Source organism: Methanobrevibacter sp. (assembly GCF_017468685.1).
In the GTDB taxonomy this organism is placed as follows: Archaea; Methanobacteriota; Methanobacteria; order Methanobacteriales; family Methanobacteriaceae; genus Methanocatella.
The window spans coordinates 1-21,435 of sequence record NZ_JAFUHT010000026.1 but is presented as its reverse complement, the minus strand read 5'-3'; the positions used below and the strand labels follow the sequence as shown (position 1 = coordinate 21,435).

Below are 21,435 nucleotides of genomic sequence, written 5' to 3'. Positions count from 1 at the left end.
TTTAAACAAACAACAACAAATAATAAAATATTATTTTTAAAAAATAACAAAGATACACACTATATATTATCAATAAAGTAATAATATACTAATAAAAAGAAAAATAAGAATTTTTAGAAAAAATTAAGTTGACGACATTGTAATTAATAGCTTCATTAAACTTTTTTTTGTTTAATGGATTATGATTGATTTAATTAATCAAATCATAATCGAACGAAGTTTTGAAAATTTAAGAACGTATAAGATTTAAAGAGGTTTGATATGAAAATTAAGGTGCATTATTTGGCCATTATCTTGCTAATTTTTGTAATGTTTTCTTTAACGGATGTTACTGCAAATGATAATGTTACATTGGGCAATGGCAATAATGACATAATTTCAACTTCTCCAGACACTATTCAGATGCCAGATTCTGGTGATATGAACTGTGGAAGTTTAGCATCTGCAGAGGATGATGTCGATGAGAAAATATCCTTGAATGAGGAAGGAACTTTTTCGGAATCTGACAGCAGTTCTCCTTTGACTGAAACTGTTAGTGGAAATACTTTTAAAGATATCCAAAATACAATAGATGATGCTATAAGTGGAGAAACAATCTTTTTAGACGGACAATATTATAACGGGAATAATGATGTTATAACTATTAATAAGAATATTATTATTGACGGTTCCTCTAGCTCAGACGGAAATTTAGTATCTACATTGGATGCAAATAATCTTTCTAGAATTTTTTACAGCGCAGGCACATATGATATCACATTAAGAAATTTGGTGCTGAAAAACGGATATGGTTATTTCGCGTATTTTACAGGGGGTAACATTACTTTAAAAAATATTGTTATCTCTGATCAATATATTTCAGATACAAGTTTAACAAATCTATTTTTCATTGGTAAAAATTCCAGATTATCCGCTTCCAATATAACTTTTGCCAATAATACAATCATTAGCACAAATGCTATCCAGGGTGTTTTATTTAATGTAGGTCAATATTCCAATGTGATGATTGACAATTTAAATTTCTACAATAATAACATTTCATCTTCAAAGGGTATGTATGGTGGAGCGATATATCTTCAGCAATATTCAAATGCAACTATTAATAATTTCAATTTCAATAAAAACAGATTTGAATCTAATTCATTATTTTATGGTGGTGGATTATATGCACATCAATATTCTGAAGTTTATTTAACCAATGTTACATGTGACGATAATATTTATGCTATGGACAATAATTTGGTTTATGGCGGTTTGATATTTGGAAATTCATATTCTAAAATAAATATTTCAGACATTGCTTTTAATCATAATAATGCAACTGGTTATAGCTATTTTAGGGGCATGATTAGGTTAAATGGAGGGGGCACTATTATTTTGGATAATCTCCAGTTTTATAATAACTATTTTTATGGGGATGTAACTTATGGTTCTGCATTTCACTCAATAAATGGAGTATCTGTGGATATGAGAAATATCTTCATTGAAAATAATTATGTTGGTGCTCCAATTGATGGTGAAAGATTTCAATCAGGATTCATTGGAATTCACGGAAGGGGAATTGTGAGCGATCTTCATACATTTAACAATACTGTTGCCAAATCTTTTGGAGGTATTGTGAGATTGGGGTCAATTACCTTTGAGGAAAGGATTATTTTGGAAAATTCCACATTTTCTAACACACGTCTTTTAGCGGCAGAATTGGATTGTGATGCATTTGATTATGATGATCATGGAGGTATTGTTTGTGTGGCCGGTGAAGACACTGGAGCTATAATTCGCAATTGTCATTTTGAGAATAATTTTAACTCACTTGGTGGGGCATTGGCTCCTCACAATCATTGTCTAATTGAGAATTGTGTTTTTATAAACAATACGGCAACCAAATTCTATGGCGGTGCAATCAGCACATTCTATGGTAATTTGTCAGATATGGATGTGGATGATAGAACAATAACAGTTAAGGATTGTTATTTTGAAGGCAATACCGCGCCTTTGGGTGGAGCTATACAGGCTAATGGTAATGAAATCCATATTTTAGGCTGTACTTTTGTAAACAATAGTGCGGCCAAGGGAGGAGCTGTTTTCATTTATGGGAACACAATTGATATTCATAATTCTACATTTATTGATAATAGTGCACATGATGAAATTCCCGGAGTTTTGATAGGTAATGTGAGTTGGGATGTATTTGATTGGGATGTTGAAGGTGGAGCCATCTATATTTATGGTTCCTATTCTCATTTATTCAATAATACTTTAAGATATAATGTTGCATCCGGAAAGGAAAGCAAAGGTCAAGGTGGAGCCATCTATGTGCATGGAAACCATACATTAATGGAATTAACTCACTTCGATGATAACTTTGCTTATGGAGGTAATGGTTCAGCTGTTTATGTATATGGTTTTAACACAACCTTCAAAACATGTGAATTTTTCAACCATACTTCCTCACGCGGAACCATTTATATTTTTGGAAATAATAGTATCATTCAAGATTCAACTTTTGAGCATAATAATGCCTCTAATGGTGGTGGAGCAATATACATTTATGGTGATCACACATTAATCGATGAATGTTATTTCAATGATAATAACGCTACCATCCATGGTGGTGCTATACATACTCATGGTGATTATGCAAGGATTGTCAACTCCGAATTCTATTATAATAATGCAGTTCCTCATCCTGAAGACATGGAACAGGGGTTAGGTGGAGCTGTTTTTATTCTGGGAAATAACAATGAAATTTCCCAAAGTATTTTCGATAGAAACACTGCACGTAACGGTTCTGCAATTTATAATAGGGGAGAAAATTTACACATAACCGATGATGACTTTTTGGAAAACCAGGCATTTAGTTATTTATTGATAACAACCGCCACTCCACAATCAAGTTATTATAACGGTTCCAATCAGGTGTTAATAAATATCACCCTTATCGGTGGGGACAATATTATTAATGCAATATATCATGATGACATTCCAACAAGCATATTCTTCCATAATGTGACTTATGAGCACTCTACAGGTATTAGAACAACCACGGACAGTGAAATTCATCCTGTTGATGGGGCTGAAAAAAGTCAGGGCGGAAAAGTAATCTATCAAGATTCTCGAGAAGATTCACAAATTGTTTCATTGTTAATAGTTAAAAATAAAGAAAGCAATTCAAACATATTATCTGCCTCCAGAACAGTATCTGGAGATGTCATAGTAGATACAGTATTGAAAACAGGCCTTTATGGAAATGCGACTTTTTTAGTAAATGATAATTTGTCTGTTGGAACATATTCTGTTTATTCAGAACACCCTGAAGACAGGTTATATAAGCAAATTGAAAATGAAACTCAATTCAGAATAAATCCTCAAGCAGATTTGGAACTTACTAAAAGTGTTTCAAACACCAGACCAAATCCTGGGGATTTGATTACATGGACTATCAAAGTTGTAAACAAAGGACCAACCTATTCTCAAAATGTTTCTGCATATGACAAGCTTCCGGAAGGTTTAATTTATGTCAGTGATGATTCAAATGGAAAATATGATAAGGATACTGGTAAATGGTCAATTGGAGATTTGGATAATGGTGCTTCTGCAGTTTTAAACATTAAAGTTATTGTACGTGCATCTAATACAAAAATCACTAATGATGCTAATGTTACCAGTGACACATATGACCCTAACGAGTCCAACAACAATGATTCAGAAACAATTATTATTCCTCCAATGGCGGATGTTTCTGTTGTTAAAGACGTAAGCAAAACCGATGCTAGCATTGATGATATAATCGTTTGGACAATTACTGTTACCAACCATGGTCCAGATGTTGCCGAAAATGTTTTGGTAAGTGAAGTGTTACCCTCTGGTTTGAAATTGATTGATTTTAAAGCAAGCGTTGGTTCATACCGTAATGATGTCTGGAATGTTGGAACATTGAAAAATGGTAGTTCTGAAACATTAGAATTGACCACCAAGGTTTCTATGTCAAATGGTGTTATCAAAAATGTTGTTACTGTTACAACTTCTTCCTATGATCCAAAAATTTCCAATAACAAAAATGAATCATCTGTCAGGGTTAGCTCCCAAGCAGATCTGGAAGTTGTTAAGAAAACTAATGTTAAACAGGTTAAAATTGGGGATACAATAATTTGGACAATCACTGTCACTAATAACGGTCCTCACAGGGCGGTCAATGTTGTTGTAACTGATAGAATAATTTCAGGATTAGTAAAATTCATTTCATCAAAAGCATCTAAAGGATACTTCGATTCCTCCAGTTTCATTTGGTTAATGGATGATCTGGAAGTTGGGGAAACTGCCGTTTTACAAATTGTATGTAAGGCTTTATCTTCAGGCCAGGTTATCAACTATGTAACTGTAACTAGTGATGCAAATGATCCAATCATGGACAATAATGAAGACAATGCTACAGTTGAAGTTATGGATGAGCCTTCTGAGTCTACAGGTTCAAGCAATAACGTTGAATTCGAAACATTGCCTGCTACAGGAAACCCATTAGTGGTGTTTATTTTGGCATTGTTTTCCATAATTTTTGTTGGTTTAAAAAGAAAAAATTAATTTTTTAGGAAATTATTTTTCCTACTTTTTTTTATTTATGAATGATATAATCTTATTTTCGAATGTCTACTTTTTGTATGTTATGTCTTTTCTTTAAATATTTGGATAATGTCAATTCTTTGTTATTAATGTAGTGATGATAGTATATCATTTGCAAATTAACTCTAATTTTCAATGATTTAGTCGACATTAAAAGAATTATGGAAGATTAAAAATCAAAAGCATTAGATATTCAAGAATTAGTGAATTATGATCAAAATAGTATAGTTAGCCATGAAGTAATCAAAAAAAGCTTGGAACAGTAACATTCTTTGCCTTTGATCAAGGACAAGGATTATCTGAACACTTCGATGAGTTGCCTAAAGATTAGGTTTGTCCGTTATGTGATGTGGGTTCTGAACTTTTTGAAGAAGTTAAGGACTAATTTTTCTATTTTTTCCACCAAACCATTATCCAATCGGCTTTATCCTTAACATTAAAGTATTTGCCGTTTTCATATGTTAATATTCTTTCTAAATAATTTCTTAACATCTCTTTTTCTTCATCTGAATATAAGTCAAGACGGAATTTGCCATTGTCCATTGCCTCTTCAATGCTGTCATATTCTCTGTAATTGTTCAAATCAAAGCGTTCAACATTGGCGTAAATTCCCATGTTAAATAGTATATTGAAGAAGTAATTGTAGTCCGGAAAATCCTCTGTTTTTATTCCAAGTTCCTTATCAAAGTCTTTTTCGATTTTTTTGTTTTCAGGTCCGAAAATGGTTATGAACACATATTTGTTGGCAATCTCGTTTAATTCGGATAATACTTTATCAATTGGAATAATACCGTTCAGTGATCTTGAACAGACAACAACATCAACATCACCAATTTCCTCATGACTAATTTCCTCAATAGGTTTCAAAACAGTTTCAATGTTATCAATATTGTTTTCAGAAGCTCTTTTTTCTAGAAATTCTAACATTTTGGGTGAAGAATCAAGTCCAATAACTTTTTTAACTCTATTTGCAATGGGGATTGTCACAGAGCCTTCACCGCAACCAACATCTAAAACAGTATCATCTTCATTTAAAATCAGTTTATCAAATAAGGCTACTTGATAGTCATCCTTACGAGTTCTTTTAAAAAATCCGGCGGCTGCCTTGTCCCAATCTTTATCATTTTTATTTGCTAATTTCTCTTGCCAAAATTTCACCCAGTCAACATCATTAGGGTTTTCAATACATTGCTTCATAATATCACCCATATTCTTTTTTCATACAGATTACGCTTTCATCATCTTTAAACTGACCAAATTTAGGTATTGTTTTGTAATTTAATTTTCCATATAATTTAATTGCAGCAAAATTTTGTTTTCCTGTGACAATGAATGAATTTTTGAAATTTTTACCTATGACATCTTGTTCTAGTTGTTTTATGAGTTTAAATGCAATTCCCTGTTTCCTATATTCTTTTTTTACATATACTCTTTTAAATTCAACGCTATCTTTTCTGCAGACTCTATAACTGGCACATGCTATTGGATTATCATTGTTTAAGAGTAAAATCACAACATGTGGACTTTTAAACTCATTATAATCATCATATTTTGATAATTCATCACCAATACGTTCATAATATCCTCTGTCTAACTCTTCTACAAGTTTCAGAAATCTGTCATCCTTTTCATTAGTTAAAATGGTTCTCATTTTATTCAATAACTGTTTTTCCAGATAACACATTTTGGTAATCTTCATAATTTTCTTTTAAAAGTTCGGGAATATCAAGTTCATAAGGGCAGTTATCAACACATGCATAGCATTCAATACAATCCAATGTCTTTTTCATTGTTTCCTGTGTTGTTTCATCTAGATTCGGTTCAGTTGGAAAACGTCTCATCCAGAGTGACATTCTTGCACATAAACTAATGTTAATTCCCTCAGGACAGGGCATGCAATATCCGCAACCTCTACAGAAATTAACTCCAAGTTCTTCTTTATCATTTTCAATATCTAATTTTAATTCCTCACTTAAAATTGTAGTGGAATCGTATGATAAAAACTCATTGAGTTCTTCAAGTTTCTGAATTCCCCAGATAGGCAATACATTATCAAATTGATTGATATAAGCAAAACTTGCTTTGGAATTTTTAATCAATCCTCCGCCCATTGCTTTCATCGCAATAAAACCAACATCCAATTGCTTACATTTCTCAACAAGCTTAAGTTCTTCATCACCACTTAAATACGAAAAAGGATATTGTAATGTTTCATAAAGACCGCAATCAAGTGCTTCATGAGCTATGGTAATTTTATGTGTTGTTATTCCAATATGATTAATTAAACCTTGAGCTTTAGCTTCAAGCATGGCTTTATATAAATCATCCTCTTCTTTTGGGCAAAAAGAGATGTTATGGAATTGATATAAATCAATATAATCTGTCCTTAAGTTTTTAAGAGAAGTTTCCAAATCATTCCAGAATTCCTCAACTGTTTCCATTCCGGTTTTAGTTGCAATGTAAATGTTTTCACGAATATTTTCAAATGCCTTTCCAAGTTTTTCCTCACTATCTGTGTAAAAACGTGCAGTATCGTAAAAATCTATGCCATTTTCATATGCGGTTTTTAATATTTCAATCGAATCTTTTTCGTTTCTTCTCTGAATAGGCAGAGCACCAAATCCATTTTTATTCACTTCTAAATTTGTTTTTCCAAGCCTCATTTTATTCATGCCCATATAAATTCTTAATGTTTATATATCTTCAATTTAATAAATAATATTACTTATTTTTATAATTGAATTATTAAATTGTGATGATTAAATGAATGATTTAGAAGAAATTATCTATAAGCATGCTTTACTCAATGCAGCTAAGCATAAAGGATCTGCAAATCCTGGGGCTGTTATGGGGTCAATCATGTCAAACGAACCTGAACTTAGAAGCAGAGCAAAAGAAATTGGTCCGATGTCCGGTAAAATCGTAGCACAAGTAAATGCTTTATCTCCAGAAGAGCAAGCTAGTGAAATGGAAAAATTAGGCGTTGAAGTTGAAACTAAAAAGCCTAAAGTTAAAGAAGTGGGACTTCAAGAACTTCCGGGAACACATGAAAACATTATTTTGAGATTTGCTCCAAACCCAAGCGGACCCTTGCATATCGGACACTCTCGTGCAGCGGTTCCAAATGCCGAATATGTAAAAAGACATAACGGTAAACTAATTTTAAGAATTGAAGACACTGACCCAAAAAGAGTATTTGAACCTGCTTATGAAATGATTCCTGAAGACTTAAAATGGTTAGGGGTCAATCCTGATGAAATCGTTTATCAGTCAGACAGATTTGAAATTTATTATGATTATGCACGTCAATTAATCGAAAAAGGTGCAGCTTATATGTGTACCTGTGATGGCGCTGCATTTAAAGAACTCAAAGATAACTGCAAACCTTGTCCGTGCCGTGATAATAGTGTTGAAGAAAACCTTGAATTATGGGAGAAATTTGATACTATGGAAGCGGGTGAAGCAGTACTTAGAGTAAAAACAGATATTAACCATAAAAATCCTGCAATTCGTGATTGGGTTGCAATGAGGCTGGTCGATGAAACCCATCCAAGATTGGGAAATAAATATAGAATTTACCCAATGATGAACTTCTCTGTTTCAGTAGATGACCATTTAATGGGAATGACTCATGTTTTGAGAGGAAAGGACCATTTGGCAAATTCCGAAAAACAAAAATACTTATATGAACATATGGGATGGGATGTACCGGAATATATTCATTACGGCAGATTGAAAATGGAAGATATTGCACTCAGTACCTCAAAAGCAAAAGAGGGTATTGAAAACGGCACTTATAGTGGATGGGATGATCCTAGACTTGGAACTCTAAGAGCTATTGCAAGAAGAGGAATTCAGGCTAAAACCATTTATGATTTAATCATTGAAATTGGTGTTAAAATGGCGGATTCTGCAATCAGCTGGAAGAAAATTTACGGTCAAAACCGTAACTTTTTAGAGCCAATTGCAAACAGGTATTTCTTCTGTGAAAATCCTCAATTAATCGAAGTTGAAGGTTACAGTGATGGTAAAGTGAATATTGAAAGGCCATTGCATGCAGACCATGAGGATAGGGGTAACAGAATCCTTCCATTTGACGGTAAAGCTTATCTTGCTGAATCTGACATAAATGATGGAATATTCAGATTAATGGATGCAGTTAATGTTGATATTGATGGTGAAAGTATAACATATCATTCAACTTCTTTTGAAGATGCAAGACAGGTTAAAGCAAGAATCATTCAATGGGTTCCAGTTGAAGATAATGTTAATGTTAAAATCGTCATGGATGATGCATCAGTTAAAACAGGACTTGGTGAAGGTGCCCTTAATGATTTAAAAGTTGGGGATATAGTTCAGTTTGAAAGAGTCGGTTTTGCACGTCTTGATGAAATAACTGATGATGAACTGATATTTTACTTTGCACACAAGTAGGTGATTTGAGTGACTATGTTTACAAACGGGTTTTCAACTCTTCAAATGCCAGAAGATTTTGAGCCAATCAATGCTAAAGATCAGTTTACTGAGTTGTACCTTGTTAATACTAAAATACCAATGTCAATAAAGTTTTCAACTACTCCTACTCTTGTAGGTCTACCTGATATCCGTGCAGATATTGAAAAAAACTTGGAAAATAATGATAAAATCGATTTAATTCAGTCTGATTTCATCGCTATTAATGAAGATATTTATTATATGATTGTTTCCTCATTTTCAGATGGTGAAAATCAAATCAGACGTAACGAATTTTTATATGTGGAAGATGATAATCTCTACATTTTTGAATTCACATACCCTTATGCGGACAGGGAATTGGATGATTTTTATTTAAACATTATTCGCTCTTTAAAAATTAGTGTGCCTAAATACATAGTTGAAAATGGTGAATATAAAATTAACCATGAATAAAAAAAGTGTAAAAAAAGATATTTTTAATATATCTTTTTAACATCACTTGCTTTGATTTTAATATTTTTACCTCTGTATCTTACAGCTATTTCATCACCGTTAATAGCGTAAACTTGGCTGGAGTAAGTTTCTCCGTCATGGTTGTAGATGATTTCGTCACCTTTTTTAAGTACAACTTCATCATTGTTTAAGTTAATCTTAATGTTGTCTCTTGAAGGTTTATTTTTTATTTCACCTACTCTAGGTTGAGCTAATTCCGGTTCAGGTGAATTTTTAGCCAGGTTAAATACACGTCTGGTATTTTCCTGTCTTAATTTTTGGTCATGATATTCTTCATAGGTTCCATCAATGTCAAGATGTGTTTCGTTAATGATTGGTTCATATTCATCGTATTCATTGACAGTTCTTATGAAGTCTTCCTGTGGTTCTTCACGTTGTGGAATTTCTTCAGTTTCAGAAGATAATTTGTCTTTTACTTCTTGGAATAGTTTTGATCCGGTAATCTTATTTTTAACTTTATCTAAATCTTTTCTATAATCCAAATCCATTGTGTCTTCTTCATCACTGCCGAATAAGTTGGCATCATCAATTGAAGCGCCTAATTTATAATCTTTATCGTCATCAATTTTATGAGGTGTTTTTAAAGCAGGTTCAGCTATTTCTTCTTTTGCTTCCTGATTTAATAAAACGTTGGTGATGTTTTCATCTTCAGAAATGCTTTCCACTTTTTCCTCATTTTCTTTTGTGGCAGTAGTTATTGCTTCATCAATGTCTTTTTGTGAAGCAACTGAAGGAGTTTCACTTTCACTGGACTCGGAATCATCTTTAATTAAATCAGTAATTGTTTCTTCTTTGTCTTCAGCAATAACCTCTTCAATTAAAGGTTCTGGTGTTTTATTTTTAATGCTCTCTTTAATCTCAGTTAGTTCTTTGTCCTCTTTATCAGTTTTGATTTTTTGAGATTCTTTTTCTCGTTCACTGTCTTTTCTTTTTGATTCTTTAATCAATTCATCAATTGTAAATAAGTCTTTTAATTCGCTTGAGTCTTTGTTATTTTGAGTCATAATATCCATCTGGTTTTGTTTAATTGGTTCTTGAAATTTTTCAATTGTATTATCATAATTTATAAGTACCTGATTTTGAGATTCATATTCATAATTTTTTAAGTTGTTGTTTTCCACTTCGGGAGAAATGTATGAGTTGTTATTGCTTTTTGTTTCAGTACTCTTTCTAAATAAGGCACGATTGCTTTCTTGGTGAGGAATGTTTGGTGATAAACTACGAGGAGCATTTGTTGAAGAATTATTATTATTTCGAGTGTTGATTTTTTCTTTTCCAATGTTCAATGCTTCATTAATGATTTCTGTATTAGGAAGTATTGATCCTTCTTCGTGTTCTAATTCATCGCCTTTATAATGTAGTTTAACAGCTATTATAGCTATTGCACCGATTATTACTATAGTTACCCAAATTAAAATAGTAATTAAACTTATCATTTTTCCCAACCCTTATTTAGTTATATATAATTATGTCATTTTCATTAATTTAAATATTTTCATGCATATTTTTTAAAGTCTCAAATTTATTTATTTTTTAAATAATCAATAATGACTAATTTATTTCAATAATGAAATATATTTTATTCAAATTTAATAATTTTATCATTTTAAAAATTTATTTTATTTAATTAACTGCTATTTTCATCGTTTTAATGGTTTTTAAGTAATTTTTGTTAATCATTCATTTTATATATTCTAAAAAACAATATACATTTGATTAATATTTGATGAGGATTAATCATGGTTGTTAAGATTAATGAAAACTATCTAAAATTAAAAAGCAGTTATCTTTTTGTAGAGGTAGCTAGAAGAGAACAAGAATTTGTAAAAAATAATCCTGATGCAGATGTCATAAAAATGGGTATTGGGATGTTACAAAACCGTTAGTTCCAGCAGTCATTGATGCATTTAAAAAAGCAGTCGAAGAAATGGCTGATGGTGAAACATTCATGGGATATGGTCCTGAACAAGGTTATGAGTTTTTAGCTGAGGCTATTATTAAAAATGATTATAATAAATATGGAATTGACCTTGAAACTTCTGAAGTATTCATTAGTGACGGAGCAAAATGTGACACTGGAAACATTCAAGAAATTTTTGGAATTGACAATAAGATAGCTGTAACAGATCCTGTTTATACCGTTTACGTTGATACTAATGTAATGGCTGGAAGAACTGGTGAAATGGGCGATGATGGCATGTATGAAGGTTTAACTTATCTTAAATGCAATGCTGAAAACGGTTTTGTCCCAGAACTTCCATCTGAACCGGTTGATATAATTTACTTATGTTATCCTAATAATCCAACAGGTACAACATTAACTAAAGACCAGTTGAAAGTATTTGTCGATTATGCTCGTGAAAATAATGCAATAATTCTTTTTGATTCAGCATATGAAGTATTTATAAATGAAGATAATGTTCCTCACAGTATTTATGAAGTTGAAGGAGCAAAAGAAGTTGCAATTGAATTCAAAAGTTTCTCAAAAACTGCAGGATTTACTGGAACCCGTTGTGCATACACAGTTGTTCCTAAAGAATTAAAAGGATACACTGCAGATGGTGAAGAAGTGGAAATCAATCCATTATGGAATAGAAGACAAACTACTAAATTCAATGGGGTATCTTATCCTGTACAAAGAGCTGCTGAGGCAACTTACTCTGAAGAAGGTCAAAAACAAATCAAAGAAGTAGTAAACTACTATATGGAAAATGCTAAAGTAATACGTGAAAGCTTAACTGGCATTGGCTTGGAAGTTTATGGTGGTGTAAGCTCACCTTACATTTGGGTAAAAACTCCTAATAATATGGATTCTTGGGATTTCTTCGATATATTGTTAAATGAAGCTAATGTAGTTGGTACTCCTGGTTCAGGATTCGGACCAAGTGGTGAAGGTTATTTAAGACTTACTGCATTTAATACATTAGAAAATACTATTGAAGCAATGGATAGAATTTCAAAATTAGAATTTTAGGTGTTATAATTGAAAAAAATAGAAAAACCAATAACTATCGAACAAGATGATTCCTTTAAAGTAATCTTATCAAAATATGGTGCATTAGCACTGGATAAGCAAGAAAATTTATCTGAATTAATTGGTGAAACTATTGGTGAGTTAGATATTGAAAAAGGTGTAATAACCTTTGGAGATATCACTTTTCCTGTTCAAATCTTAGGATTTTACATGCAAGATGCAAAACAGTGGTCTTGGGCATGGGATAATGAAGATATATTTGGTGAAAACTTAATAACTTCTGCCTGTGAAATTAAAGGCATTGGGGATGAATTCGATATTAATGAATTCAAAAGTCCTGTTTTAAATGCTGATTTTGATGATTGTCACACATTAGCAATGACTTCCACTGCAATTTTAGGAATGGATGCATATTATGCAGTTTCTGAGGAAGGTTTGGACATATTTGTATTGATTAAATCCGATTTAATCAAAGAAAATAATTCTGTTGAAAAATTCAGAAACACATATTACACTTTCCAGAAAAATTTCAATATTTATCCGAAAATTGCTTTTGAAGCATATACAAAACTTAAAGGATATATTTACAAGCCTCATGATGAATTTTCACTTGCTAAAATTGGAGAAGCACGTGTGATGGCAGGTTTTACTGAAAGAGGAAATGTAACTCGTATATTGATGTTTGGTGAAGATGAAGAGTGAATCTATGGATGCTGATTTAGTCGAAGAAATCGAATTTATGATTGAGTTGCTTACTAAATCAGGATTCTTTTCAATAGAAGAAATTGTAGAAATTTTGGAAGATCAATTTATTGAAGAGGAAATTGATTTTTCTAAGTTTAATATTTCATTGAATGATTTTTCAAATGAGAATTTCTCAAAATTAGAAAATGCATTTACAAAACTTGCCAAGGAAGATATTGTAGCTATTCATAATTGCGGTTATGATATTGAGGAAGGAGTCAGCGATGCATTTGAACTGAATGTTCATCTAATGAATAATAACTTCAATCCAAAGGGATTTTGCTTTTATACTTTTGAGGATGTTGAAGATGCGATTTTTGATAAAAAATTAAAAATCACTTTTGCAGATTTTGAAAATGATGAAAATAAAGCATTGGAAATTGGTAAAACTGTTTTTAAATATCTGAAAGAGGAAGATTTCACTATTGTTTGGGATGAAAGTGTTAACAACCAAATTGAAATTAATCCGTTCATATGGGATAAATCTTATGACTGTGATAAGGAATATGAAATTGAAGGGGCATATGATGTTTTCTCTAGTAGGTGAGTAAATGAATACAAGGTCATTAAAATTGATTCGTGATGTTATAATTAATTCTGGTAAATGGACTTCAATTGAAATAGCTCAGGATTCCATTTATATAGATTTTAAGGATGTTGAACTTGGAAAGCCTAAGGGTGATGAGGAAATGTCTTTGACTGTTCGTTTTGCTGAGGATTCCTTTTTCACAATTTTTTACAACAATATCTGGGATATTGATTTTTTATCCAAATATGATTTTAAAAACCAATTGCTTAGTGAAGAAGTATTTTTCAAGGTAAAAGATATCAGATTCATTGATTTTGAATATCTGAATAAATTTTTCTATAACTTTAAAAGTGAAAAGACTATCTCATCAATTGATGATTTTGACATTCATAATATCCGTAATGATTTCTTTATGCTGGTTGAAGCTGATGAAGTAGCTTTTGCTGTTGGTGCTAATCAGATGGATTTCTTCACCCCATTTGAAAGGCTTGATGATGTTTCCTTAAGGGAACTTTCAAATGATTGGATGCTTTATTTTTTAAATTATCATCTGAAAAGAAATATCATTAAAGACCCAATGTGTGAAAATCATCCGTTGGTATATACTAAAAAATAATTTTATACTCTTTTTATTTTAACTATTTAAAAAATTAGTTTAATGGATATTTAAATTAATAGTTTTTTAAATAACTATTAAAATTATCCATCATTTTTTTAATTTAAATATGGTTTCTGATGAATTCGTAAATGTGATAAATTCCTGAGAAAAATCCGTTGTACTCATTGTTGTGGATATTGCTCATATCATCTTCAATACGATCATCAACTTCTTTAATAAATGTTGTGTTATTATAATCATGGCTTGTGAAGTAATGGACTTGTATTGCATAATTTGTATCCTCTTTAGGGAATACATAATTCACGCCCACATGGCTCCAAATAAACTCATTGTCTCTTGAAGGATTAGAGAAATATTGCTTGGAAACAGTAACTCCACTAATTGTACTGTTTTCATTTTTCAATACTTTATAACCTCCATCTTCCATTGCCCTAAACTTAGCTTCCGATATGGAGGTTATATGGTCTTCGGGCCAATCGTCCCAATGGTCAATATAAACATACTCGTTAGTAATGGCATGAGGAGTTTTAGACTGATTTGTCTGATTTAGCTCTTCAGTAGTGTTCCATGATTGGGGAACAACAGTCACACTATGTCCGAAGTCAGTTGTTTTATCAGTTTTTACACTTAAGAAACTATTAATTCCATTAATGTTTGCAGCGATAAAAATAATGATAATGATAATTATAATTCCATGTAACTTATCTTCTCTTCTCATTTCTTACCTCCTTTATGTTCTGTTTTAGCCCATCTACGTTCTTTTCTAGTAATCATTGTTTTCATTGTCATAAAAAACAATGGAATTAAATGGAAACAATAAATATAATATTTAACAATGTCTTTTATGAATTCCTGAGCACCAGGTTTGTCTCTTGAAAGAGCCAGAATAATTCCTGGGAAAAATGCAATAACCGATAAAACACCTACAACAAATGGTGCTTCCATTCTAATCATGGTCACATCATGGAATATAAACCAGGAAATTGCATTTGCAATGGTTATTAAAAATCCAAAGAAAATCAACAGGTTAAAACTGTAAAATGAAATGTGTTCGATGATATTGAATTTTTTCGGAATGGATATTTTTGCTCTTAAAATCTGAGGCAGATAAACAAATAATGTTTCAAAGTTTCCTATTGCCCATCTTACTCTTTGCCTGAAAAATGCTTTCCATTCTGTAACTGCTTCTTGATATACTGAACATTCGCCGCAATAACGTATTTTTCCACCATTCAGGATAATTTTTATAGCTAAATTCAAATCTTCAGTTACTGCAAATCCGTCCCATCGGCCACTGTTGATGATTGCATCTTTTTTTACGAATTGTCCGTTTCCTCCTAAAAATCCTGTACTTCCGAGGTTGTCTTTTGCAATCAGTGTATTTCCAAAACTCGCAAATTCGATGTGTTGCATACGAGCTAAGTAATTCTCATCTTTATTAAACATTCTAACTCTTGATTGCACACCATCAATGTCTCCGTGAAGATATTGGACAATTGTAGTCAGATAATCAGTTTTAATTTGTGTGTCTGCATCAAAAACACCAATGATTTCTCCCCTGGATAATGTTAAAGCATCATTTAAAACGAATCCCTTACCTTTTCCTGATCTTGGGGGGTGTCTTGTAACAATCTTAAGCTGAGGAATATCTTTTTTCAATTCAGCTAATATCTCACCGGTGCTGTCAGTTGACCCGTCGTTAATTACGATTACTTCATAGTTATATTCTTCATCTTTATAATATTCAGAGTTGCAGATACTTCTTACAGTTGCTTCAATGGTGTTTTCTTCGTTGTGAGCTGGAATAAAAATACTAATGAATGGCAATTCTTCATCGTCTTCATATGGGATTAGTGGGGCTTGTTTTTTGATACTTACTAGAGAATTGATAAGCATAGCTAAGGTAGGGATTAAAAGCAACCATTGTAACCATGTTGCATTTCTAGTAAGCAATGCCATTATAATTAATGCCATACATAATATTAAAAGAAAACTTGAATCTGATTTTTCGATTACCAATTCTGTATTTTTTTCTTTAATTTTTGCTTGGGCAGTTTTAACATTGATGATATTCTGTTCATGCTTTTTAATAGCAACAGCCATTGCTCTTTGTACTTCTCCATCTTCCAATGGCTTGAGCAGAAATCCATAAGGGTTATTTGTTAATAGTGAATCGATAGTTTCGTCAAATAACATTCCGACAATGAGGAGTATAGGTACATTAAAAAGTTCCAAATCTCCTGCAAGCTCAACTAAATCAATGTTTTCTATTTCAGTATCTAAAAAAATTAGGTTGGGAGATATTTTATCTAATTTTTTAAAAATATCTTCCTTTTCAAATGCACTGCCTGCAAATTCATATTCATAATCTTCAACAAATTCCTTTATTAAAGATAATGATTCTTCATCAGAGCTAATCGTAAAAATCTTAGGTTTTCCTTTGATTAATTCTAATTCAGTCATTTAAATCTATTCTGTAAAGCCGCTTGCGTCATTTAATTTTTTAGCTTCAAGTTTGGCTCTGTTGATAGTAATTTTAAGAGTTTTATCTAGTTTGTTGATGTCGTATGGTTTGGAAACAAATCCATATGATCCTTTTACATTAGATTTTTCGAATGTGTCTGTGTCTGTGTTTGCAGTTAAGTAAATAATTGGTATGTGCCATTCGGAGATTACTTCTGCAGCTTCAATACCTTCCATATCGCCTTTTAACTTAATATCCATTAAAACTACATCTGGAGTTTTTTCTGCTGCTGTATCGATTGCTGCTTGTCCGGTATCTACTGTGTCTATTACTTCATATCCTAATTCTTCCAAACTGTATTTCAAATCCAACGCTGTAATAGCTTCATCTTCTACTACTAATATTCTTTCGTTCATAATTATCCATCCATAACAATTTTTCTTTTATGTTATTCATTTTATTTATAGTTTAGGTCTTTTTTGTTCGATTTTATTAAAACTTTATCCTTCAATCGTATGTTCCATATTAATTGGGAATGTTAACCTGTAGCCGGTACCATTCTCATGTTGGAATAGTTCAATATGTCCATCTAACTGTTTAGTTAAATTTTTAATAATTTCACATCCCAGATTTCTTGTCACAGTATGAGGGTCTTCAATACCTACTCCATTGTCTCTCAGTATTAATTGGGCATGTTCATTGTCAATTCTGTAAATTTTCTTGATAATCTTTTTATCAGGCACTGTTTTGTCTGGGAATGCATGTTTTATTGCATTCATGGTTAACTCATCAATAACCAATAATAATGGGGTAATGACTTCAATTGTTAAGTTTAAATCTTCTTCAACTTCAGATTCAAATTCAATTCCATCTCTCAGACCGATCAATCCTCTCAATTGACTGTCCTGGTCTACAATATACTCTTTAAGGTTAATGTTTTTAAAGTCAGTGGTATTGTAGGTTTTTTCGTGAAGAATTGCAAGTGAAGATAACCTGGATTGCATATGGTCAATAATAACGTTCGGTTTGTTTTTATAGGCTCTTTTTTCTAAGTTTAAGAAACTGTTTAACACTTGCAGATTATTTTTAACCCTATGGTGAACCTCTTTAATCAAGATTTTCTGGTGTTCGTTAGCTTCAATTAATTCTTGCTGTTTTTTACGGTCTTCGGTAATGTCAGTTAAAAAACCGATACTGTGGGTTGTATCGCCGAATTCAAATCTTTCAATATAAAGTTCAGCAATTTTTTGATTGTTTTCATCACCATGGACATTATATGTGAATTTTTCACTAATTTCATCGGTTTCTCCATTAATTAATTCTAGAATTTTACATTGGATAGGCTCTTCTACGATATTTTCGATTACTTTACGGGAGTGATAATAAGTTTCTGGGTCTTCTTCAATAAGGTTGAAATAACCTTCGGAAAACTCATAATGTTTTGTATTTAATGGTTCAATAAGTAATGCTAATTTTTTGTTGTTTTTAAAACCTTTAAGTAAAAAATCGACAGGTCTTGTCATTTTTCTGGTGGAATCTGTACTTACATCCTTAAATAAACCATAACGACTTATCAATTCTCCATTTTCATCAAATTTTGAGTAAAGATTTGCTTCAATATATTTCAATATTTCATCATCAGTTAATATTCTTAAAATTGTTTCATAGTTGGTTTTTCCATCATCCAGTTCCTTCAATGCCTTTTCAAGAAGAGGTTTGTCTTCAGGAATCACCAAATCAAATACAATGTTATAATATTCATCGTTTTCTTCCCTGGTTCTGTTAAGGATGTTGTATACTCCTTGAGTCCATGAATATCTGTCATTAATTTTGTAATAGCTTCCTGTTTGTGAGAAATATTCAATTAAATTAGCTTTTTCATCAGATTTTCCATCATCAGGAACAGTTAAGCTAGTTTCTCTGTTGTCTCTGTGGTCAGAAATTAAAATGATTTTATTCATGTCATAAATGATTTTAACATTGGAAAATCTTGCTAATTTCTCATTAAAATGATAATAAAATCTCATCTTTTTAGTTTTATTGGTTTTATAAACTTCTTTTAATGGTTCTTTTAAAATTTTATAAAAACCTGGCGAAGTTTTACTAAGTCGACGCCCACTAACATCATTTTGTTTGATATGTCCTCTTAAAAGAGTACCTAAACCTAATCTGTGAACTACAAAATCTTCACCATCATCTATAGGGTCAAAAATATCCAAATCATTACTGATATTTCTTAATGTTTTTTCAAATGGCGCCTCGAATATTTCAAATTCAGGGTCAACATATTGGAATAACTCACTCTCCGTGATGTCATAGATGTTTATTTCCTCCACATCTTCCAGTTGACGATATTGTTTTTCTATTCTCATGCTTCTCCCTCCAATTCATCAATATGGTAATCAAAATTAATTGGGAACACTATTTTAAATCCGGTTCCAACTTCACAATCTAAAATTTCTAATTTTCCGTTAATTTGTCTAGTTAGATTATTAATTATTTCCCAACCTAAATTATGGTTAATTAATGCATTAGGGTCTTTTAATCCAACTCCGTTATCTTTTAAGATTAATTCACAAACATGTTCGTTGATAAAGTTAATTTCTTTAGAAATTGTTTTATCAGGCATATCCGGATCAGGGAATGCATGTTTGATTGCATTCATTGTCAGTTCATCAACAATCAGTAGTAATGGGGTAATCACATCAATGGATAAATGAATTTCAGGGTCGACTTCAGATGTAAAATTGATGTCTTTTGCTCCAAATAACATATGCAATGTTGAGTCCTGGTCCTTCATATAATCTTCAAGATTGATATTGATGAAATCTTCAGTGTTATAGGTCTTTTCATGAAGCAGAGCAAGTGATGACAAACGTGCTTGCATGTTGTCCAATATACGATTAGGATTGTCGCCATATGCTCTTCTTTCAAGGTTTAAGAAACTGTTCAATACCTGTAAGTTGTTTTTAACTCTGTGGTGCACTTCCTTAATTAAAATATTTTTTGTTGCATTTGATTTAATCAGTTCCTGTTGTTTTTGACGTGAAAGGGTAATGTCAGTTAAAAAACCGATACTATGGTCCTGATTACCGTATTTGAATCTTTCAATAAATAATTCGCATATTTTTAAGTTGTCTTCATCACCATTGACTTTATAAGTGAATACTTTATTAATTTCATCAATTTCCCCGGCAATTAGTTTCTTAATATCTCTTCTAACGTCATCTTCAATGATATTGTCAATTATTTCTTTGCCGTGTATGTATTCGTCTTTTGGGATTTCAATCATTTTGTAGAATCCTTCACTGAACTCGTATCTTTTGCTTAACGGTTCTACGAGTAATGATAATTTGGAATTATGATTAAATCCATTTAACATGAAATCCACAGGTCTTGTCATGTGTTTATGTGAATCGATACTGATGTCCTTGAACAATCCGTAATGACTAATTTCTTCTCCATTTTCATCAAATTTGGAATAAAGATATGTATCCAAATATTTAATATGGCCTCCTGGAGTTTTAATACGTATAATATTTTCGTAAGTGTCAGTTTCAGGGCTCATTGTTTTAAGTAGCTCTTCAACAAGAGGTTTATCTTCAGGAATTACCAAATCAAAAATAATATTATAAAATGCATCACTTGACTGTTTTGATCGGTTTATAATGTTATAAATTCCGGGGGTCCATGTAAATTCGTCATGAATTTTGTAATAGCTTCCTGTTTGTGAAAAATACTCGATTAATGTAGCTTTATTTTCTTCGTCTTCTCTTTTTTGTTCTTCAGGGGATTTTGTTTTATTAGGACTTGTTTTTTTCATATCGGAAATTGCGTAAACTTCACCTTCATCAGAAATGATATGAATATTTGCAAGAGTATTTATTCTATCACTTTGGTAATAGAACATCCTCATAGCTTTTGTATTTCCAGTTTTTAAAACTTCTCTAAATGCATCGTTGAATAAATCGAAATAAAATGGAGATGTTTCACTTAATTTACGGCCTTCAACATCTTCCAGTTTTATATTTAATCTTTCAAGTAAGTTCCAGCCTATTCTTTCGACAATAAAATCTTCACCGTCATCAATAGGCAGGAAAACATTTATATCTGAAGGAACATGCTTCATAACATTGCTGAAACGAACTTTATCCGGTTTTTTGACCGGATTAACATGTTTAAACACTTCGTCTCTGTCAATATTATAAACTCTTATCTCTTCGACTTGTTCTAATTCTCTATATTGTTTTTCAATATGCATGCGAATTACCTTAGGTTTATAAATTATATGAATTGTATTTTTATTTAATATAATATTTATATTATAGTGAATTTTGGTTTTGGAAAAGCTTTTTAAACAGTAAAAATATAATATTATTGTTATGGAAATTTTATAAAATTTTCAGAAATATTAATTTTAAGGAGTTATTAAATGACTTGTAGTATTTTAGTTGGTGGAGCATGGGGGGATGAAGGTAAAGGAAAATGTATCACTTACCTCTGTGACAATGATAAAC

16 protein-coding genes and 1 pseudogene are annotated in these 21,435 nt (G+C 31.5%); 8 read left to right on the top strand and 9 right to left on the bottom strand.

Translation table 11 applies throughout. The features are described 5' to 3' along the window. The first annotated feature begins 261 nt into the window (after positions 1 to 261). Complete coding sequence (locus IJ258_RS03705; protein WP_292803097.1) at positions 262 to 4,581, top strand: hypothetical protein; 4,320 nt, start codon at positions 262 to 264, stop codon at positions 4,579 to 4,581. 429 nt (positions 4,582 to 5,010) lie between these two features. Here the strand turns inward: IJ258_RS03705 and IJ258_RS03700 are convergent, their stop codons facing one another. From IJ258_RS03700 to IJ258_RS03690, 3 genes are read right to left on the bottom strand one after another with little or no spacing between them, the layout of a single operon-like run. Further along, a complete protein-coding gene (locus IJ258_RS03700) occupies positions 5,011 to 5,817 on the bottom strand; it encodes a class I SAM-dependent methyltransferase (RefSeq protein WP_292803095.1) in 807 nt (268 codons plus the stop codon). Between the two features lie 4 nt (positions 5,818 to 5,821). Further along, positions 5,822 to 6,271, bottom strand: a complete 450-nt coding sequence (locus IJ258_RS03695) for a GNAT family N-acetyltransferase (protein ID WP_292803093.1) — start codon at positions 6,269 to 6,271, stop codon at positions 5,822 to 5,824. 1 nt (position 6,272) lies between these two features. Beyond that, positions 6,273 to 7,292: an aldo/keto reductase gene (locus tag IJ258_RS03690; protein WP_366514564.1), complete on the bottom strand. Its 1,020-nt coding sequence runs from the start codon at positions 7,290 to 7,292 to the stop codon at positions 6,273 to 6,275. Positions 7,293 to 7,383: 91 nt separating this feature from the next. On the opposite strand from IJ258_RS03690, the gene IJ258_RS03685 reads away from it, so the two are divergent. Beyond that, a complete protein-coding gene (locus tag IJ258_RS03685) occupies positions 7,384 to 9,054 on the top strand; it encodes a glutamate--tRNA ligase (protein WP_292803087.1) in 1,671 nt (556 codons plus the stop codon). 15 nt (positions 9,055 to 9,069) lie between these two features. Then, entirely contained in the window at positions 9,070 to 9,528 is a 459-nt protein-coding gene (locus IJ258_RS03680; RefSeq protein WP_292803102.1) for a hypothetical protein, read from the top strand. 23 nt (positions 9,529 to 9,551) lie between these two features. Here the strand turns inward: IJ258_RS03680 and IJ258_RS03675 are convergent, their stop codons facing one another. Next, positions 9,552 to 11,024: a hypothetical protein gene (locus IJ258_RS03675; RefSeq protein ID WP_292803084.1), complete on the bottom strand. Its 1,473-nt coding sequence runs from the start codon at positions 11,022 to 11,024 to the stop codon at positions 9,552 to 9,554. A 303-nt stretch (positions 11,025 to 11,327) separates the two neighbouring features. Here IJ258_RS03675 and IJ258_RS03670 point away from each other — a divergent pair. The 4 genes and pseudogenes from IJ258_RS03670 (at position 11,328) to IJ258_RS03655 (ending at position 14,451) form a co-directional block, all read left to right on the top strand. Then, a pseudogene (locus IJ258_RS03670) lies at positions 11,328 to 12,562 on the top strand (LL-diaminopimelate aminotransferase). A gap of 9 nt (positions 12,563 to 12,571) precedes the next feature. Next, entirely contained in the window at positions 12,572 to 13,264 is a 693-nt protein-coding gene (locus IJ258_RS03665; RefSeq protein WP_292803081.1) for a DUF6882 domain-containing protein, read from the top strand. After that, the gene (locus IJ258_RS03660) at positions 13,254 to 13,853 is read left to right on the top strand and encodes a DUF6891 domain-containing protein (protein WP_292803078.1); all 600 of its coding nucleotides are present in this window, start codon (positions 13,254 to 13,256) and stop codon (positions 13,851 to 13,853) included. The genes IJ258_RS03665 and IJ258_RS03660 overlap by 11 nt, the downstream gene beginning before the upstream one ends. Before the next feature lie 4 nt (positions 13,854 to 13,857). Then, positions 13,858 to 14,451 (top strand): hypothetical protein, encoded by a 594-nt coding sequence (locus tag IJ258_RS03655; protein ID WP_292803075.1) that lies wholly within the window; start codon positions 13,858 to 13,860, stop codon positions 14,449 to 14,451. 103 nt (positions 14,452 to 14,554) lie between these two features. On the opposite strand, the gene IJ258_RS03650 is transcribed toward IJ258_RS03655, so the two are convergent. The 5 genes from IJ258_RS03650 to IJ258_RS03630 form a co-directional block, all read right to left on the bottom strand. Further along, complete coding sequence (locus IJ258_RS03650) at positions 14,555 to 15,172, bottom strand: hypothetical protein (protein WP_292803072.1); 618 nt, start codon at positions 15,170 to 15,172, stop codon at positions 14,555 to 14,557. After that, positions 15,169 to 16,917: a glycosyltransferase gene (locus tag IJ258_RS03645; protein ID WP_292803069.1), complete on the bottom strand. Its 1,749-nt coding sequence runs from the start codon at positions 16,915 to 16,917 to the stop codon at positions 15,169 to 15,171. Before IJ258_RS03645 ends, IJ258_RS03650 begins: the two co-directional genes overlap by 4 nt. Before the next feature lie 6 nt (positions 16,918 to 16,923). After that, complete coding sequence (locus IJ258_RS03640) at positions 16,924 to 17,334, bottom strand: response regulator (RefSeq protein WP_292803066.1); 411 nt, start codon at positions 17,332 to 17,334, stop codon at positions 16,924 to 16,926. An 84-nt stretch (positions 17,335 to 17,418) separates the two neighbouring features. Next, positions 17,419 to 19,290, bottom strand: coding sequence for a sensor histidine kinase (locus IJ258_RS03635; protein WP_292803063.1), 1,872 nt, complete (start codon positions 19,288 to 19,290; stop codon positions 17,419 to 17,421). Beyond that, positions 19,287 to 21,179, bottom strand: coding sequence for a histidine kinase dimerization/phosphoacceptor domain -containing protein (locus IJ258_RS03630; protein ID WP_292803060.1), 1,893 nt, complete (start codon positions 21,177 to 21,179; stop codon positions 19,287 to 19,289). Before IJ258_RS03630 ends, IJ258_RS03635 begins: the two co-directional genes overlap by 4 nt. 171 nt (positions 21,180 to 21,350) lie before the next feature. On the opposite strand from IJ258_RS03630, the gene IJ258_RS03625 reads away from it, so the two are divergent. Continuing rightward, on the top strand, positions 21,351 to 21,435 hold an 85-nt coding region (locus tag IJ258_RS03625), incomplete at its 3' end, for an adenylosuccinate synthetase (RefSeq protein ID WP_292803100.1).

Excerpts from the sequence above, each read along its gene's own strand:
- IJ258_RS03655 (WP_292803075.1), top strand. The coding sequence starts at position 13,858 with ATGAATACAAGGTCATTAAAATTGATTCGTGATGTTATAATTAATTCT.
- IJ258_RS03630 (WP_292803060.1), bottom strand. The coding sequence starts at position 21,179 with ATGCATATTGAAAAACAATATAGAGAATTAGAACAAGTCGAAGAGATA.
- IJ258_RS03705 (WP_292803097.1), top strand. The coding sequence starts at position 262 with ATGAAAATTAAGGTGCATTATTTGGCCATTATCTTGCTAATTTTTGTA.
- IJ258_RS03650 (WP_292803072.1), bottom strand. The coding sequence starts at position 15,172 with ATGAGAAGAGAAGATAAGTTACATGGAATTATAATTATCATTATCATT.
- IJ258_RS03695 (WP_292803093.1), bottom strand. The coding sequence starts at position 6,271 with ATGAGAACCATTTTAACTAATGAAAAGGATGACAGATTTCTGAAACTT.
- IJ258_RS03660 (WP_292803078.1), top strand. The coding sequence starts at position 13,254 with ATGAAGAGTGAATCTATGGATGCTGATTTAGTCGAAGAAATCGAATTT.
- IJ258_RS03685 (WP_292803087.1), top strand. The coding sequence starts at position 7,384 with ATGAATGATTTAGAAGAAATTATCTATAAGCATGCTTTACTCAATGCA.
- IJ258_RS03700 (WP_292803095.1), bottom strand. The coding sequence starts at position 5,817 with ATGAAGCAATGTATTGAAAACCCTAATGATGTTGACTGGGTGAAATTT.
- IJ258_RS03635 (WP_292803063.1), bottom strand. The coding sequence starts at position 19,290 with ATGAGAATAGAAAAACAATATCGTCAACTGGAAGATGTGGAGGAAATA.
- IJ258_RS03680 (WP_292803102.1), top strand. The coding sequence starts at position 9,070 with ATGTTTACAAACGGGTTTTCAACTCTTCAAATGCCAGAAGATTTTGAG.
- IJ258_RS03675 (WP_292803084.1), bottom strand. The coding sequence starts at position 11,024 with ATGATAAGTTTAATTACTATTTTAATTTGGGTAACTATAGTAATAATC.
- IJ258_RS03690 (WP_366514564.1), bottom strand. The coding sequence starts at position 7,292 with ATGAATAAAATGAGGCTTGGAAAAACAAATTTAGAAGTGAATAAAAAT.
- IJ258_RS03645 (WP_292803069.1), bottom strand. The coding sequence starts at position 16,917 with ATGACTGAATTAGAATTAATCAAAGGAAAACCTAAGATTTTTACGATT.
- IJ258_RS03640 (WP_292803066.1), bottom strand. The coding sequence starts at position 17,334 with ATGAACGAAAGAATATTAGTAGTAGAAGATGAAGCTATTACAGCGTTG.